Below are 16,045 nucleotides of genomic sequence, written 5' to 3'. Positions count from 1 at the left end.
TTCGCCTTTTAACGGAAGCCGGGCTTTAGATAAAAAAATGCCCGGCTTTATAAACGCCGGAACCAAACAAAATTTGTAGTGGGATGGAAAAGCCCTGAAATGGGGAGATTTCCGGCACAGGGCAGGGCCGTTCCCCATGCCGGAACAGCCAAGGAGATTTATTTCCCGGCCATTAGCGTAATGCAACGGCCGGAGAAGGTTAAAGCTCTGCCAAGGGAGCTTAACCCCTTTAGAAAACCGAAAGCACAGAACTGGTATTCTTAACGGGATTGGCCCCGAAGGCCAATCCCCTCTTAATCCCACTTCCCACTTCATCCCACTTCCCACTTCTCACTTCTCACATCTCAGATCAGCGGTGGGAGGCTCAGGGCCGGATGCCCCTTCTCCTCCAGGAAGGGCAGGATCTCTTCGCCGCTGGTGCCCACAGTTTCATCGGCAATCTTATCCACAAAGTCCCTGCCCAGGCCGGCTGCTTCGGCGGCTTCTTCCAGTTGCGGTCGCAGCTGGTCTTTCAGGGCCTTGGGCATCCACACCACCCGGGCCAGGCCGCCGTCGGCCGGGACAAACTTGCGGGATGCCAGGTAGGACTTACTGATACCCATGAACCCGGGCATCTGGGCACCGCCGCCAATGGTGCCGGCCATGGTGGAGAAGGTCATCCCCGAGGGGGTCATGCCGCCGTGCTCCCGGTTGACCACCATAAAGCCGTTGCACTCCGGCACCATGGCCAGGATGCATTCGAAGCAGCCGCAGGAAGTCATGGGATATTCCATGATGGTGTAGAAGTTGACCGCCTCGATGGTCCGCTGGGAGTTGGCGTGAACAAATTCGTTGACTGACTTCCACTGTCCTTTGACCGGGTCTATGAGCCCCTCCAGCTTGATGGGCTGGTTTGGCCCGTGGGGGTTGATTTCATAGGAAGCCTTGGCGTCCAGCCAGCTCACCGCACCGCACAGGCCCGTCCGTTCGGGAGGAACGATGCACACGTGGGTGGGGGCAAAGGACTGGCACAGGGTGCAGGAGTAGAAGGTGTCCACGGTTTCATCCTTCAACTCCTTCAACCGGTCATCCCGTTTCTTGTAGTACTGCCGGGCCAGTTCCCGCATCTCCAGTACCTTTTGCTCGTCGGTGTAAATGGTTACCTGCACCCGGTCCACCACCGCGGCAAATTCCGATTTGAACTTGGCGTAGAGGATATTGCCCAGGTGTTTTAAGCGGAAGCCTTTGGCAAAAGCGCCGTTGCTTATGCGCACCCACATGATGTCCCGCTGGGCCACGTGCCACAGACCTTCCCCATAGTTGGTGAAGTAATGTATGCGCCGCTCCAGCACGGGCTCGAAGTCTTCCTGCATCTTACGCCCGTAAACATCCACGATGATACCCAGGGGCATGGCGCTTCCCGGTTGTACGGTGTCGATGTCGGGACCAATAACCTCCACCTTGCCGTCTTCCACTTCGTCCGGGCCGGCCATGCGCACCAGTTCGAAGCTGGGAGTCCTGGTGCCGCCGAATTCCACATACATGTCTTTCTTGCGGATGGACTCACCCTCGAAGGCCGGACCGACGGTGATGGGTGCATCGATTTCTATGCTGGTAATCTTAATTTCGCGCAGCTCCATGCCCAGCTGGATGGCTTTTTCCAGATCCGGCTCGTAGATAAACCAGTCCTTTATTTGCTTGTCTTCAGGCAGGGGCTGGTCGGTGATAATGGGAATGCCGATGTTGATTGCCCCCATGCAGGCGGCCGTCTTGACCATGTCGTGCTCGCCCAGGTAGAGCACGAAAGCACGGATCCGCCGGCGCTGGTAGTCCCTCTGGGCATCCCTCAAGCCCGGCTTGATGCCGCCGAACATCATGCCGGCCCGCAGGGCGTAGTTGGCGCAGTGGACCACCTGGGTGAAGTTGCCCAGGGGGTAGGCAATCAGGTCCACACCCAGTTTTACCCCTTCCTCCAGCAGCTGTTCGATAACCTCGTCACAGAGGAAAAGCATGAAGCCCATGCCCATTAACTTATTGACCACCCGGGCCAGTTCCTTGGGGTCCCTGGCCCGACCCAGGATCAGGACTTCGCCGGGGATGGTCCAGTCCACCATCTTGGTGCCGTACTGGCGCACCACCGGGTCGCCGATAAAGCCGGTCCAGGGTGGGACGTGCAGGGGGTTCTCCGGGCTATACTGAAGGTAGCGAATGGCCTCGATAATGTCCGCCGCGTACCAGGTGGATTCCCCCCACTGCCGGGCATTGGCAAAGGTTTTCTCTTCCTTTATGGCTGCCCGGGCACGGTTCAATACCGGTACGCAGTCGCCCAGGGTCTTGATCTCCTCGCCGCTTAAGCAGCGAATGACGGGCAGGTAATAAGCGGTATCGGGGTATCCTACGGGATGATCCTTGCCGTACCGGCGAATAGCCTGGTTAAGCAAAATCTCAGCATAACTTACAGCGGTAATAGCCCCTTCGTAGGCTTCTTTAAAAAGTCTCTTTGGCTCCTTGCCCGGTTCAACAGCCCCTTCAAATATCTGGTCAAAATTAATGGCTTCGGCCATTATTTTCCCTCCTCCGCCCCAGGTTTACCAGTTTTGACAGAGAGCGGTTTCAAAGTCTTCTGCTACTTTACGATGCACACCCAGCTTCCAGGTACGGTACTCCAGGGCATTGAGCAGTTTTTGTATGGCCACCTCGATATCGGGTTCCAGGATGAAGTAACCCCCAAATACATCGCTGGCAATCTGCGTCAAAATACTATAGATCAGGTCGGAACCCTCCACCGGCGGCATGGTTCCCACATGGGTGGGCAGGCCGATGGTTACAGCCCATGTACCAATACTGGTGGCCTTACCGCTCATAGCTTCCGGGGCCGAGGCGACAAAGGGTACTTTGGGGGTATCTACGCCAAGATCTTCGGCCATCAGCATCAGGAGTTCGGCTGCCCGGGAGTTGTCGACACAGGAACCAATGTGGAATACCGGCGGCAGGCCGTATTTCAGATCGGCCTTTTCACTGATACGCTGGAAGAATTTCTTCAACCCGGGACCACAGAACTCATCCACTTTGGCCGGATCCATCAGGCCCGCCTTCGCGCACGCCTGGGCATTACAGCCGGTGGAAATAACAAAAACGTCATTTTTCAGCATGGCTTTGGTGATTTCCAGGTGGGCCTGATCCTGGAAGGTTTTCAGGTTGTTGCACCCGGCCATAAGGATGACGCCCTTCAGTTCCCCGGAAAGAATGGCTTCGTTGAGCACCCGTACCGGGTTATCGGGGTTAACAGTCTTGAAGAGTTCAAAGATAGCCTCCAAACTCCAGCCTGCCACCACTTTGTTCTTTACCTTGGGAATGTGCACCGGACGGGTTCCCCGTTCTTTAAAGGCTTCAATGGCCTGGCGGATCACGTCTTTAGCGTTGGCCATGGCCGTTGCTTCCTGATAGTCAATGTGTATGCTGCCGGGAATCTTCACAATATCCGAAGTGGTAATCAACCTGGTTCCGAAGCACTGGGCCACCGTGTTTAAACCGGGCATGATGCACTGCACGTCCACCACCATAGCATCAACCGCACCGGTACAGATGGCCAGTTCCTGGGAGGAAAAGGAGGTCACTATGGGAATGCCCTGGCGCATGAGCACTTCGTTTCCCGTACAGCAAATCCCAGCCAGGTTAATACCGGCCGCACCGGCGGCCCTGGCTTCATCTTCCAGTTCCCGGGCCGCAGCCACAATCATTTCGCTTAAAAGGGGATTATGGCCGTGCACAACGATATTGACCTTTTTAGGATCTAAAACCCCCATATTGGCTTCACTTACAACAGGTTGGGGAGTACCAAAAATAATGTCGGAAAGGTCGGTGGCAATCCACTTGCCGGCCAGGTCGGCCAGGCCTACCCGTACGGCGCTGAATACCAGGTTTACCGGGTCGTTATCCATCCCCACGTGGGCCTGGGTAACCAGGTCGGAAATGGTGGCATGAATCCCGTGGGGCATGACCATGTGGCTTCTGTACCTTTCTACCCGGGCAGGTATTTGCTGCTTCACTACCCAGGTAGTTTCCCCTTCGCCCTTCAGGCGACGGAAGTCTTCCAGCGCTGTTTCAGCCAGCTCTTTCGCCAGAGCCAGAGTTTCTTTACCTTCGGTTTCAATCCCCACTTTCTTACAAATGCGCACCAGTTTCTCGGGGTCCTTAATGGAGTAGTCGGGAGCTTTCCCCTCCGCAATCATTTCCAGCGTATGGGCTATATGGTTGCCGTGCTGAGCATGGGAGGCACAGCCGGTGAGGATCATTACACCCACACTGCGGGCCACAATGGTCCAGGAATTGGCACCGCATATGCCCCTGCTCGCCGGCCCTTCTTCCGCTTTAATCCGGCAGGGACCCATCATGCAGATGCGGCAGCAAATGCCCTTATAACCAAACTGGCACTGGGGCTGCTGGGCCACCACCCGGTCAAAGGCGGTAATCACACCCTGCTCTTGGGCTACATCAATCATTTCCAGGACGGCCGGATCAACGGAACGCCTGACACTCTTGGGATCAATGACCCGGGGGGTCTTATCCGAAGGCCGGCTGGTTAGCTGGGGATCCCTAAACCTTGGCATTTATCTGACCTCCTTAAACATTAAACAGGTTAATTGCAGGAAGACGTTAAGAACCTCTCATAAAGCTTTTCCCGCCCCTTTGAACCTTTTCTCCCGGGCTGTACGAAAATGCGTCCCCCCTCCGCAATAATTTAAGATTTAGTAAAACATTGTGATTATTAGTTCTACTTTACCAGAGGCTCGACTAACGGACAAATGTTAATTATGACCATATTCTTCCCCATTAAGGCATGTAATGAATTTATGTTCGATTTATAAGGGTATATATTCTTTAACATAATTTCACTAAGACAGGCCGCTCTTTACCAAAGTACCGGGGCAATTATCATATCGTTAAGGCTATAACCTTTGCCCGGTCGGCGAAACCTGCTGCCTGTCCATAGGGAACTGAATTGCGGAGGGCCGCTAACAACCAGATATTCCCTTGTTCATCCCTGTTCCGCCACTACCTGTGCCCCGGGGGGATCAAAGGACGGTACTTTTTGCTCCTGCGCGCAGCATTGCGGACAAAAACCAAAGAGCTTTAAGGAGGCACCGATAATTTGAAAATCCCGTCTTTGGGAAGGAGATAGTTCCACCACCGGTGAGGCTTCCAGTTCAAAAACCCGGCCACAGCCCAGGCAAATGAAATGGGCATGGGGATCATCGTTTATTTCGTAACGGAAGGAACCGTCCATAAGCTGCAGGCGACGTACCAAACCCAACCGGTGGAAAAGCCTTAACGTACGGTAAACGGTAGCCCGCCCGATACCGGGGCATTTTTGCCTGGCTTCCTCGTATAAATCTTCCGCACTGGGATGCTCACTGCTCTTGGCCAGTAAAGCGTTTAAAATCACTTCCCGCTGAACAGTTAATCGTATTCCATTCTTTTTCAAACGTTCGATTCTTGCGGCCGTTCCTTTCTCCAAGGAACTCACCTCTTTTCTTTTAAAAAACAGCTCCCCGCAGCTTTTGGTCATATGTTATTTTAAAGGGATATATGAACTATTGTCAATAACAGATTGACATAAAATGCCTGTAGTTAGTCCGGTAAAAATATGCCGGCAGCTTTAACACTACCGGCTTTGCTTGATTATTCCTGTTCCGTTTGTCCTTTGCTCCTCTCTTGAATTTGCTCCAGGCGCTGCTTAAAACCCTGGAGGATATTTTCGAGATGGGAGATCTGTGCTTTTAACACACCGGCCTCATTTTCAGGAGGAGCCGGGAAATAGGGCACATATGGCGCACCAATGGCCGGGGGAAGACCACCCCACCAGAAACGACCACGACGCCCCGCACCCCAACCGGCACCCCGGCGGGGACGGCACCACCACCCGGGCGCGCTGGCAAAGCCGGGCAGGTTGTATCCGGCACAATAACCCATCCCCCTGCCGGTCATCGGACCCATACCCCAGGGACCCGTTCTGTCTCCACGTGGCATTTCACATCAACCTCCTAACCCATAAACCTGTTTTTGTTTTTTCTCCCGTAAGTGCAGAGTCCAAAGAGAAATTTCCTCCTACCCCTGCCACCTTTAGCTTTAGACGGCCTTAGGGCAGGAATCTGAGACAAGCCTCCCGTTATGGGAACGATGCAATAGCCCTGACCCCGACCGGTCATGGGACCGGCTCCCCGGGGGCCACTTCCATCAAACCCGGGCATCTGTTTTCACCTCCCCCACCGCCCCCCGCGGTGGCGATGCCGCCACCTGCGGCAACCGGGCATGGCAAATCTTTCCTGGTTTAACTGGCCTTGAAGATAGGCCTGTAAAACCTCTTCCACATCACCCGTCACCCAGGGAATTACCTGGATTCCCCGGGCGACTACCTGATGATAAAGAAAGTTGCTTATGCCGCCGCAAATAAGCACTCTTACGCCAAGATGAACCAGTTGCTCAACCCGGGAAGGCCAGCCCAAATCATCCAGCTTTACTTGCCTTCGAGAAATGAGCCGTCCCCGGCTTATTTCCACCACCAGCGCTTCTTGAGCCACATCGAAGAGGGGAGATATGCGATTGCCCCACCTGGCGAGAGCAACTCTCATTAAACCTTACACCCCGTTAGATTAAAGCCTGTTTTAAAACTGTTTACCCTTTGCCGCCTGGCTGCATAACTTTTTGATTGCAAAACTTATGCCAACAAAACAACCTGCCTCTAAAAAACCGGGATAAAATAGCTGCCCCTGGCTTTCGCCGAACGTTCCTTCCGGGTGATAATATTGGGGCAAAACCAAAAAAGGGTGCAAAATGCACCCGGGCTAACCACCGAACTGCTGCAAAATGCAACGTTATTTTACTTTGTTTAAAAAGTCACTATTTGGAATTTTTATGCCGTATCGTTTAATTTTCCGCCACAGGGTAGTCTTGTCGATACCCAGTTCCCTGGCCGCCAGGCTGCGTTTGCCCCGGTTCCGAACAAGCGCCTCATAAATCATCCGGGCTTCCATTTCGGCCAGGGTTTTGCCTTTCCCGGAACAGGAGCGGTCACCAGCAGCATGCAGATAAGCGGGCAGGTGCTCCGGCTTAATGAGCCCGCCTTTGCACAGGATAAAGGCATGTTCGATGATGTTTTCCAGTTCCCTGATATTTCCTGGAAAGTCGTGCTGCCATAACAGGGCCAGGGCTTCTTCAGAAATCCCGTCAACGGCTTTACCCCGCAGAATGTTTAACCTGTCGATAAAATGCTCTACGAGCAAGGGAATATCTTCCTTACGTTCGGATAAGGGGGGTAACGTAATTTTAATTACATTGATCCGGTAGTACAAATCCTGACGAAACAACCCCTTTTCCACCAGCCCGGCCAAATCTTTATTGGTAGCCGCCAGTATCCGCACATCGGCCTTCACCGGGCGCACGGCACCCAGGGGCTCAAACTCTTTTTCCTGTAAAACCCGCAGGAGTTTAACCTGCAGAGCCGGAGAAATATCACCAATTTCATCAAGAAAAAGGGTACCCCCCTGGGCACGGGCAAAACGACCGGGCTTACTCCTTCTGGCATCAGTAAAGGCCCCTGCCTCATAACCGAAAAGCTCCGATTCCAGCAAGGTGTCAGGAAGGGCGGCGCAATTTACGGCCACCAGGGGTTTGTCCCTGCGCGGGCTTAAATTGTGTATGGCTCGTGCCAAAAGTTCCTTCCCCGAACCGGTCGGCCCTTCAATTAACACCGTGCTATCACTTTCCGCTATGTCCGGAAGAAGGGAGAAAATTTGCTGCATCCGGTGGTTTTTGCTAATGATATCGGCAAAAGTATACCGCCCCCGCAATTCTCTGCGTAATTCCTCCACCAGGGAGAGATCCCGGAAGGTTTCCACACCACCAATCACCTGCTGGCATTCATCCCTCAGTATACCGGTGCTTATACTGATGGGAACCTTTTTACCGTAAGCATTGACAATATAAACAGCCCTGTTCACTACCGGGCAACCGGTTTCCAGGGTGTATTTCAACGCACATTCCCTCTCGCAAATACTGGCCCGAAAAACTTCCCAGCAAAAACGCCCGACGGCTTCTTCCCGGGGTACGCCGGTAATTTCCTCCGCAGCCCGGTTGAAAAAGGTAATGCGCCAATCGGAATTAACTGTAAAAACACCATCACTAATGCTGTTTAAAATAACCGGGATAATGTTTTGCTCAGCTGTGACATTCATACCTATTCCAGCCCTCGATTTAATTTTACATATGTCCATATTAACATCCCTTAAGCAAAGAAGCAATAGCTTCAACCGCAGAAGTTGTTTTTCTGAATCAATGCGGTACCCTTGCCGGTGCCCGGATCACGCCCAGAAGTGCAAAAAAAAAGCCCGGCAAAAGCACCGCCGGGGCCAGACCAAATCATTGTGGGATGGTGAAGTGCCCTTTGAAGGAAGGTTTCCGGCCGGGGTAAGGGCAGGTCTCCCCTGCCGGAACGACCAGGAGAATTCTCCCCCGACCGTTTTACGAAATCCACATTAAAAAGTCCTGACTGGCCATCACCCGCCTTTCACCATGGAATGTTATGTTACTTTAATTGTTCCCTTTCAGCTTGGCTGGGTAAAATAAGGGCATTGCTCACCAGATGATGGATATGTCTCACCTTGCAGTCCAGCTTGTAATACTTGATGATGTCGGTCAGCTGGTCGTAGCAGTTATGGCAGGGTGTAACTACGATTTTAGCGCCAGTGGCCTGGATTTGCTCGGCTTTCAGCTTGCCCTTGGCCATCCGGTAGGGATAAATTTCCTTACCCATGGCCAGCAGGCCGCCACCGCCGCCGCAGCAGTAGTTGTACTGGCGGTTGGGCCACATTTCGACAAAGTCCATGCACACCTGCTGCAGGCAGTAGCGGGGCTCTTCCACAACTCCCTCTTTGCGCACCAGGTTGCAGGGATCGTGGAAGGTAACCCGTTCGGTGTTTCTGGTGCGGTCAACTTTAATGCGGCCCTCCCGGATCCACTCGGCCTGCAGCTGCACAAAGCTACGGACGGGGTAGTTGGCACCATTAAGCCACACAATGCGGCCCCAGCGCTGCGCCCTGAAGGCATGCCCGCATTCGGTAATGATAACTTCCTTCACTTTTAACCGTTCAAACTCTTCCATGGTACGCCGTACCATAGTGGTCGAATCTTCATCGTCACCATTGAACAGGGCGTAATGGGTGGCGTCCCACCAGCGGCTGCTGACGGTCCAGCTGGCCCCGGCGGCCCACATAATTTTGGCAATACTCTGTACATCCTGAGGATAATATTTAATTTCCCGGGGGTCCCACATGAAGAGGAACTCCGCCCCTTCCTGGTCCACGGGTATTCTGGCATTGGGGTCTCCCACTTCCTGCTGCAGCTCTTCCTCCATCCACTCCAGGGTTTCGAGATATTCCTCTGTGGTTACCTCCATCTGGTTGCCGGTGCGGATCTGCGCATCCACCACGTCCTGCAAAAATCCCGGTGCCCTGAGGCCGAAGTTTTTGGGACTGCGGATGGTTCTCACCAGACCGGCAATATCTACATTCATCGGACAATGGAAAGTGCAACGCCCGCACATTGTACAGGCCCATATAAAAGTAGAGGCAAGCACCTCGTCTCGCATCCCCAGGACTACCTGGCGGATAAACTTGCGCGGGTCGGCATGATCGTGCACTCCGTTATAGGGGCAGCCGGCACTGCACATGCCGCAGGTGAGGCAGTTGTATAAATCCGCCGGGTCCTTGTCCGTCCTGAATTTGGAGACAACCTCGCTCATGAAGGTTGGATCCAGCTTGCTGGCCGCTATTGCTTCCACGCGGCTTCCTCCCCCCGCAAAATCTTATGGTTATTATCATAACTTTATCAAAGGCCTGTACTTACGAGCAAACGTTAATTATGGCCATTACCTTCCTTTTTCGAACAATATTGCGATTTTATGCTCAAATTTAAAGGGAACGGGATATTTCTGAACACACGGGCGATTCAAATGGTGAACCCTGTGCAAAAGCAACTTGCAGCTTCCGGAGATTTTGCCCGCCCGGGTAGGTCACCGATACCGTTCCCAACAGTTGACTGCAGAAGCAATGAGTGTTACAGTTAGCCTAGAGAAGTCATGTGTTAATCTAATTGCAGGGGTGCATAGGGTGATGGTTAAAATAACCGTTCTAAGCGAAAATACCGTGGGCCTGCCCCAGGGTTTGACGGGAGAATGGGGGTTGGCCCTGCTGGTGGAAACGGCCGGAACAAAGATTCTTCTGGACACCGGTGAACGGGGAAATATCCTGGCCAACGCCGCCGCCCTGGGGATAAACCTGCGGGAGGTAGACGCCCTGGTAATGAGCCACGGCCATTACGATCACAGCGGGGGCATGCGGGATTTCTTGCGCCTGCGGGGCCGCTTGCCCGTCTACGTTCATCCCGACTTTTTTGCCTTACACTACGTTTCCCAGCCCCGGGAACAATACATCGGGGTGCCCTACTGCCGGGAGGAACTGGAAAGCCTGGGGGCCGATTTTATCTTTGAACAGGAACCGCAGCAAATCGCGCCCGGCCTGTGGGTCAGCGGTGAGGTCCCGCGCAAGACCACTTTCGAAAAGGGAGACAGCCGCCTCTTTTCCCTGGAAAACGGTAACAAGGTGGCAGACCCCTTCCGGGACGACATGAGCCTGTACTGTGTCACCGGGGAAGGAGTGGTGATAATCCTGGGGTGCGCCCATGCGGGGGTGGTAAATATCGTGGAACACGCCCGGCAGGTAACCGGCGTCGACCGCATATACGGCATCATCGGCGGCACCCACCTGGGCCCGGCGACTAAAGAGCAACAGGAGGCCACCATTGCCTATCTGCAGAGTCTCAACCTGAAGTTCCTGGCAGCCAATCACTGCACCGGCCTGCCTATGGCAGCCCGTCTTGCCGCTATCTTCGGTTCCGTCTTTCATTTTGCGCCGGCCGGCGCCAGCTTTACCCTGCCCCTGGAAGAGGGTGGTGGGAAATGAGCCTGGAAGACGTAAGGAAGACCCAGGGCCTCACGGCGGCGGCCATGGCCACCCGGGTGGGAATTACCGTCCGGGAGTTGCTGGCCATTGAAAGGGGCCAGCAATACCCCCGTTTATGCGTGGCCCAGAAATGGGCCAATGCCCTGGGGTTGAGTTTCGAGGAATTTTCCCGCCACTTTTATGAAAAAGCGGACCCGGCCCAACTGCTTCAATGCGACCTGGAAAATCAACAGGAGGGTTAAAATGTGAACATGACCATTGAAGAAGCAGTGGAATTTTTCGTGGAAAACTGGGACCTGATCCCGGTACTTACCACCATCAAAGGAGACTATGCCGTCCCGGTTAAACCCAAGCGCGATGTATACCTGGTGGTGGAAAAAAACGCTCCGGGGATCTTTCTGGCCCGTCTATCCCCGGATTTGATGCGCTTAAAACCGCTGGACGAGCCGGATAGCGATGAGGCTCGCCAGTTCATTTACCGTCGTTTGAAAGAGGCCAACCTTGTAAAAGAGACCAGCTTTACTCAGTAATCTTCTTCAAGCCTGAACACTGTCCCTCAAAGGTTCAAGGTGTTGGGTAAAAGGGATTTATTTTTAAGCCCCGGAGGTTTCCGGGGCAACCCTATTCTTGCTCCAGCCCTCTCAGCAGAGCATTTGCATTTTTTCCCAGCACATCGCTGTTGTAACCGCCTTCAAGGACGGCAAATACCCTTCCCCGACATTTTTGCCGGGCAAAAGTGCCGATTATTTTTCCGGCGGCTTCATAATCTTCTGTTTTCAACAAACGGCCCCAATCCGCTTCGTGCCGGTCAAAGCCGGCTGATATGGCCACCAGATCAAATTCCCCCCGGCAGGTGAGCTCCAAATCGCGCAAAAACCTTTCCCGGCTGATCCCTTCCACGTGATGGTAGGTCACTTCCGGTACGCCAGCAAAAATATTGGCCGTACCATCACCGTAATGCAGGTCAATGTCGATGATCAACGCCCTGTTGATTTCTCCCCGGCGTCTCAGCCTTTCCACAGCTATGGCGATGTTATTAAACCAGCAAAAACCCCAGCTGGAACCGGGGCTGGCGTGGTGCCCGGGCGGTCTAATCAAACCGAAAGCCATTTCTCCCTGCATGGCCAGCTCCGAGGCTAAAATGGCTCCGCCAGCTGCCAGAAGGGCAATTTCGCAGGTATGAGGCCGCTGTTTGACTCTTTCCAGGTGTCCCGGGGTGTGTACCAGCAGCACATCATCGTCTGTTGCCGGCGCTGGTTCAACAAAAGGAAACGATCCAGCCAGTTCTTCCACCATCAGGTCCAATCTCCCCGCTGCCGCCGCCGGGTCGGAAGCATAAACTTCCTTATAACGTTCGTGAAAGACCACCTTCAATGTCCTTTCCCTCCCCCCAATGTTTAAAAACATTATACCTGATTCTATCAACGTCAAACAGCACTGTTGGCGTAACAGTAAAGGCAACCGGAGGGACAGGTCATGTTGTACCAGCCGATATCTATGGAATGGGTGCAACCGCACAAAGCCCTTTGACCTTTAGCTTTATCTACGCGGCACCTTTCCCCCGCCGGGTGCAGGGCGCTTAAAAGTTCGCCGTCAATACAGCGGGAAACCGGCGTCCCCGGAACGCAGCAGCCATAAAGGACGGCCCCTGTGGCCGCCGCTGCGGCAGAAAGTTTTTCCCAAACCCGCTCCCGTTCTTCAGGCGTAAGGGGCACAGCCTCCCACCCGCGGCACAAAAGGCGCCGCTGCACCTTGGGATAAAGCTCCACAAAGGAAGCGGAAAAAGCGGTCACGCCCATGGCCGCGGCCGCCCGGATCACTTGCACCGCCGTTTCCAGGTTTGAAAAAACCTTCCCATTTCGCCTCAACATTACCAGAGGATCGGTCCTTACCCTCAGGCGCCGGGGATCACCCAAAAACTCAACGAGGGGCGGAATTTGCGCCAACACCGCCTCCGGGCGGGCAACCCGGGGTTCCACCAATGTGCCGCCCAGTCCCGTCACCGTGAGGTGTACATACACTTGAGAGTACATACTGAGCACCGTACGCAATTTGAGCAGCACCGTTTCTGGAAACTTGGTCCAGACCACTACGGTATGTACCCGCTCAGGCGGGTAACGGGCCAGAAGAAGGGCGGCAAGCCTTTCGGCATAAAAATAAGGCTCGGTCCGGCGGGAGAGGCTGAGTACTACTCTGGACCCTTGAGTTGTCCCGCACACTTGAAATCTTCCTCCCAGATTTTTCGGTAAAGCACACGTAAAACTTAAAGAAGGAATTGTGCCAGGGATAACGAATTAAGAAAGAAGCTGGACAACAACTTTTTAATTTGATTGGAGGCAATTAGAAAGTGAATTTAGAGACCAGTATAAACAAAACCCGGGCGGATTTCCGGACTACTGTACTGGCATACCTGGAAGTAACCAAGCCCCGTTCCGTAGTCCTGCTGGTCTTTACGGCACTGGCTACCATGGTGGTGGCAAGTGCCATAAACGGGCCTGTACCGACTTTTCAGTTTGTGGCTGCCATAGCGGCTGTAACTCTGGCCTGCGCCGGCGCCAATGCCGTCAGCTGTTACATCGACCGGGATCTCGACGCTAGTATGACCCGGACCCAAAAACGCCCCATTCCTGACGGGAGAATTAATCCACCGGTGCGGGCCCTGTACTGGGGGCTGCTGCTCTTTGTTTCTTCCCTCTTCCTCGGCTGGAGGGTAAACCCCGTTGCTTTCGCCTGCCTCTGGGGAGGCATGATCGGATACGTCGGCATCTACAGCCTCTGGCTGAAGCGCAGGAGTTCCTGGAATATCATCCTGGGCGGATTTTCCGGCGGCCTGCCCGCACTCTTCGGCTGGACTGCCGTAACGGGCAAGGTTGATTTGCTGCCTCTTCTCATAGCCGCCCTGGTCGTATTGTGGATTCCCAACCATATTTGGAGCCTGGCCATCTTTTACAAGGAGGACTACGCTAAAGTAAAAGTTCCCATGCTCCCCGTGGTCTGTGAAATAAAAAAGGCCCTGCACTGTCTTTTAAGCACGGTCATTTTGATGGTTTTATTCTCCATACTGATCTATTTTGCCGGGTCCTGGGGAACAATTTACATCATGACGGCAATTCTCACAGGCCTGGCCGCCATCGGGTTAAGCACTTACGTATATTTTCACCCCACACCCAAAAACGCCTGGCTCCTCTTCAAGTTTTCCAGTCCCTACTTGTTCCTTCTCTTTTTGGGTATGATGGCCGACGCCTGGCTGTAACCTGGCTTGGAACAGGAAGGCAAGCACCCGGCAATCCAACAACGGCGCATAACTGCAACCAGCCCTGAGACGGCAGGGCTGGTTTCGTTTTCAACTCCCGCTTAAAAGCACCCGGTCGTAAGTAAAGGCATTACCGCTGGCCTGTTCAAACATCTTCAGGAGATCCGCCACAGTAGTCTTTTCCCTTTCCGGTCCATACAGATCCAGAACGATCCTCCCCTCGTGCATCATCACCGTGCGGTTGCCGGTGTGCAGTGCCTGCGCCAGATTGTGGGTAACCATGAGGGTAGTAAGCCGGTGCCGGACGATAATTCTTTCCGTTAACTCCAGGACCGTGGCGGCAGTGCGCGGGTCCAGGGCAGCGGTGTGCTCGTCCAGCAAAAGTATTTTGGGGGTGGCAATGGTAGCCATCAGCACGGTCAGGGCCTGGCGCTGGCCGCCGGATAATAGACCCACCCTGGTAGTCAGGCGGTTCTCCAGGCCCAACCCCAAAAGGGCCAGGCGTTCCTTGAAGAGCTGCCGCTCCGCCTGGGTAATCCCCCGGCGTAAACGGCGGGGACGGCCCCGGCGCAGGGCCAGGGCCAGATTTTCTTCAATGGTCATGGAAGCAGCCGTACCCCGCAGGGGATCCTGGAAAACGCGGCCGATATGGGCCGCCCGGATATGTTCGGGCCAGCGCGTAATATCCTGGTTGTCCAGGATCACCTTCCCCGCATCAACCTCGTATACCCCGGCCACAACGTTTAAGAGAGTGGATTTGCCGGCACCGTTGCTGCCGATGATGGTTACCACGTCTCCCGGCCGGACATGCAGGGTAACACCCCTTAAGGCCACCTTTTCATTAACCCCGCCGGGATGAAAGATCTTGTGCACATTGTCCAGTTTCAGCAACCTGCTCACCCCTCAAACGTAATGACCGAAATCCCAAACGCTGCCTCACCAGGGGGAAGGCCAGGGCAGCCACCACAATTAACGAAGTGAGTAATTTCAGATCCGTCGCCGGCATGCCCAGTTGCAAAACCAGGCTAATCACGGTCCGGTAGACAATGGAACCGACGATAACCGCCAGTAAAGCCCGGAAAAGGGTATGGTTGCCAACCAGTGCTTCACCAATAATGACCGAGGCCAGGCCGGCAATAATCATCCCGATGCCCATACCGATATCGGCAAAACCCTGGTACTGAGCCACCAGGCTACCCGAAAGCGCCACCAGGGCATTCCCGATGGCCAACCCCACCAGTTTCATGGTACTTGTATTTACCCCCAGGCTGCGGATCATTTGCTCGTTATCTCCAGTGGCCCTTACAGACATGCCCAACTCTGTTTGCAAAAAAAGGTAGAGAAGGCCAACAACCACAATCACTACCATCAAGCCCAGCAGAACCGGTCCCCACGGCCCCAGCAAGGTCATGTCCCTGACCTGGGTAAAAATTGTCTGTTCACGAAGAAGGGACAGGTTAGCCTGTCCCATAATTCGCAAATTGATGGAATAAAGGGCAATCATGGTTAGAATACCCGAAAGCAAAGGAGCCACCCTTAAGCCGGTGTGCAATAGACCAGTAACCAGACCGGCCAGCGCGCCGCAGATTATGGCCCCCAGGACGGCCTGCCAGGGGCTATGGCCGAGCAAGATATACTGCGCCGTTACAGCCGCCCCCAGGGTAAATGCGCCGTCAACCGTCAAATCGGGGTAATCAAGCACCCTGAAGGTCATATACACCCCCAGGACCATGGCTCCCCACAACAAGCCCTGCTCCAGGGATCCCAACCAGATGCTCAACGACATGATGCTTCA

Annotated in this window: 16 protein-coding genes; 4 read left to right on the top strand and 12 right to left on the bottom strand. The window is 54.2% G+C overall.

From position 1 onward, the window contains the following. Window positions 1–344: 344 nt before the first annotated feature. The 8 genes from acsB to G7K71_RS11730 all read right to left on the bottom strand — a co-directional run bounded on the left by acsB (window position 345) and on the right by G7K71_RS11730 (window position 9,817). On the bottom strand, window positions 345–2,543 hold the full coding sequence (gene acsB / locus G7K71_RS11765) for an acetyl-CoA decarbonylase/synthase complex subunit alpha/beta (protein ID WP_207712894.1): 2,199 nt from the start codon (window positions 2,541–2,543) through the stop codon (window positions 345–347). A 24-nt stretch (window positions 2,544–2,567) separates the two neighbouring features. Further along, window positions 2,568–4,589, bottom strand: coding sequence for an anaerobic carbon-monoxide dehydrogenase catalytic subunit (cooS, locus tag G7K71_RS11760; RefSeq protein ID WP_166346672.1), 2,022 nt, complete (start codon window positions 4,587–4,589; stop codon window positions 2,568–2,570). Between the two features lie 428 nt (window positions 4,590–5,017). Continuing rightward, window positions 5,018–5,497, bottom strand: coding sequence for a Fur family transcriptional regulator (locus tag G7K71_RS11755; protein WP_166346669.1), 480 nt, complete (start codon window positions 5,495–5,497; stop codon window positions 5,018–5,020). 164 nt (window positions 5,498–5,661) lie between these two features. Then, complete coding sequence (locus tag G7K71_RS11750; protein ID WP_166346666.1) at window positions 5,662–6,009, bottom strand: DUF5320 domain-containing protein; 348 nt, start codon at window positions 6,007–6,009, stop codon at window positions 5,662–5,664. 14 nt (window positions 6,010–6,023) lie between these two features. Then, complete coding sequence (locus G7K71_RS20250) at window positions 6,024–6,230, bottom strand: DUF5320 domain-containing protein (RefSeq protein ID WP_166346663.1); 207 nt, start codon at window positions 6,228–6,230, stop codon at window positions 6,024–6,026. A 6-nt stretch (window positions 6,231–6,236) separates the two neighbouring features. Then, window positions 6,237–6,611, bottom strand: coding sequence for a NifB/NifX family molybdenum-iron cluster-binding protein (locus G7K71_RS11740; RefSeq protein WP_166346660.1), 375 nt, complete (start codon window positions 6,609–6,611; stop codon window positions 6,237–6,239). A gap of 243 nt (window positions 6,612–6,854) precedes the next feature. Beyond that, window positions 6,855–8,213: a sigma-54-dependent Fis family transcriptional regulator gene (locus tag G7K71_RS11735; protein WP_166346657.1), complete on the bottom strand. Its 1,359-nt coding sequence runs from the start codon at window positions 8,211–8,213 to the stop codon at window positions 6,855–6,857. Between the two features lie 350 nt (window positions 8,214–8,563). Beyond that, window positions 8,564–9,817, bottom strand: coding sequence for a (Fe-S)-binding protein (locus tag G7K71_RS11730; protein WP_166346654.1), 1,254 nt, complete (start codon window positions 9,815–9,817; stop codon window positions 8,564–8,566). A 331-nt stretch (window positions 9,818–10,148) separates the two neighbouring features. On the opposite strand from G7K71_RS11730, the gene G7K71_RS11725 reads away from it, so the two are divergent. From G7K71_RS11725 to G7K71_RS11715, 3 genes are read left to right on the top strand one after another with little or no spacing between them, the layout of a single operon-like run. After that, a complete protein-coding gene (locus G7K71_RS11725) occupies window positions 10,149–10,997 on the top strand; it encodes an MBL fold metallo-hydrolase (RefSeq protein WP_166348337.1) in 849 nt (282 codons plus the stop codon). Further along, the gene (locus G7K71_RS11720; protein WP_013823214.1) at window positions 10,994–11,239 is read left to right on the top strand and encodes a helix-turn-helix transcriptional regulator; all 246 of its coding nucleotides are present in this window, start codon (window positions 10,994–10,996) and stop codon (window positions 11,237–11,239) included. Before G7K71_RS11725 ends, G7K71_RS11720 begins: the two co-directional genes overlap by 4 nt. Before the next feature lie 3 nt (window positions 11,240–11,242). Next, entirely contained in the window at window positions 11,243–11,527 is a 285-nt protein-coding gene (locus tag G7K71_RS11715; RefSeq protein WP_013823215.1) for a hypothetical protein, read from the top strand. Between the two features lie 91 nt (window positions 11,528–11,618). Here G7K71_RS11715 and G7K71_RS11710 read toward each other — a convergent pair whose 3' ends face one another. Beyond that, window positions 11,619–12,365 carry a histone deacetylase family protein gene (locus G7K71_RS11710; protein WP_313885008.1) on the bottom strand — a complete coding sequence of 249 codons (747 nt, stop codon included), beginning with the start codon at window positions 12,363–12,365 and terminating at the stop codon, window positions 11,619–11,621. Between the two features lie 59 nt (window positions 12,366–12,424). Further along, on the bottom strand, window positions 12,425–13,216 hold the full coding sequence (locus G7K71_RS11705; protein WP_166346651.1) for a DUF1848 family protein: 792 nt from the start codon (window positions 13,214–13,216) through the stop codon (window positions 12,425–12,427). Window positions 13,217–13,344: 128 nt separating this feature from the next. Here G7K71_RS11705 and G7K71_RS11700 point away from each other — a divergent pair, with 128 nt between their 5' ends. After that, on the top strand, window positions 13,345–14,250 hold the full coding sequence (locus tag G7K71_RS11700) for a heme o synthase (RefSeq protein WP_013823218.1): 906 nt from the start codon (window positions 13,345–13,347) through the stop codon (window positions 14,248–14,250). Window positions 14,251–14,340: 90 nt separating this feature from the next. Here G7K71_RS11700 and G7K71_RS11695 read toward each other — a convergent pair whose 3' ends face one another. Both G7K71_RS11695 and G7K71_RS11690 read right to left on the bottom strand, forming a co-directional pair. Continuing rightward, window positions 14,341–15,141, bottom strand: coding sequence for an ABC transporter ATP-binding protein (locus G7K71_RS11695; RefSeq protein WP_166346648.1), 801 nt, complete (start codon window positions 15,139–15,141; stop codon window positions 14,341–14,343). Next, on the bottom strand, window positions 15,092–16,036 hold the full coding sequence (locus G7K71_RS11690) for an ABC transporter permease (RefSeq protein WP_166346645.1): 945 nt from the start codon (window positions 16,034–16,036) through the stop codon (window positions 15,092–15,094). Before G7K71_RS11690 ends, G7K71_RS11695 begins: the two co-directional genes overlap by 50 nt. Between the last annotated feature and the right edge of the window lie 9 nt (window positions 16,037–16,045).

It is taken from the genome of Desulfofundulus sp. TPOSR (assembly GCF_011393055.1).
Taxonomy (GTDB): Bacteria; Bacillota; Desulfotomaculia; order Desulfotomaculales; family Desulfovirgulaceae; genus Desulfofundulus; species Desulfofundulus kuznetsovii.
The sequence above is the reverse complement of the archived record's forward strand: the minus strand, read 5'-3'. Positions and strand labels throughout refer to the sequence as shown.

Bases quoted from the DNA above. Each gene is read 5' to 3' on its own strand.
- acsB (WP_207712894.1), bottom strand. From the start codon at position 2,543: ATGGCCGAAGCCATTAATTTTGACCAGATATTTGAAGGGGCTGTTGAA.
- cooS (WP_166346672.1), bottom strand. From the start codon at position 4,589: ATGCCAAGGTTTAGGGATCCCCAGCTAACCAGCCGGCCTTCGGATAAG.
- G7K71_RS11750 (WP_166346666.1), bottom strand. From the start codon at position 6,009: ATGCCACGTGGAGACAGAACGGGTCCCTGGGGTATGGGTCCGATGACC.
- G7K71_RS20250 (WP_166346663.1), bottom strand. From the start codon at position 6,230: ATGCCCGGGTTTGATGGAAGTGGCCCCCGGGGAGCCGGTCCCATGACC.
- G7K71_RS11740 (WP_166346660.1), bottom strand. From the start codon at position 6,611: ATGAGAGTTGCTCTCGCCAGGTGGGGCAATCGCATATCTCCCCTCTTC.
- G7K71_RS11735 (WP_166346657.1), bottom strand. From the start codon at position 8,213: ATGAATGTCACAGCTGAGCAAAACATTATCCCGGTTATTTTAAACAGC.
- G7K71_RS11725 (WP_166348337.1), top strand. From the start codon at position 10,149: ATGGTTAAAATAACCGTTCTAAGCGAAAATACCGTGGGCCTGCCCCAG.
- G7K71_RS11720 (WP_013823214.1), top strand. From the start codon at position 10,994: ATGAGCCTGGAAGACGTAAGGAAGACCCAGGGCCTCACGGCGGCGGCC.
- G7K71_RS11690 (WP_166346645.1), bottom strand. From the start codon at position 16,036: ATGTCGTTGAGCATCTGGTTGGGATCCCTGGAGCAGGGCTTGTTGTGG.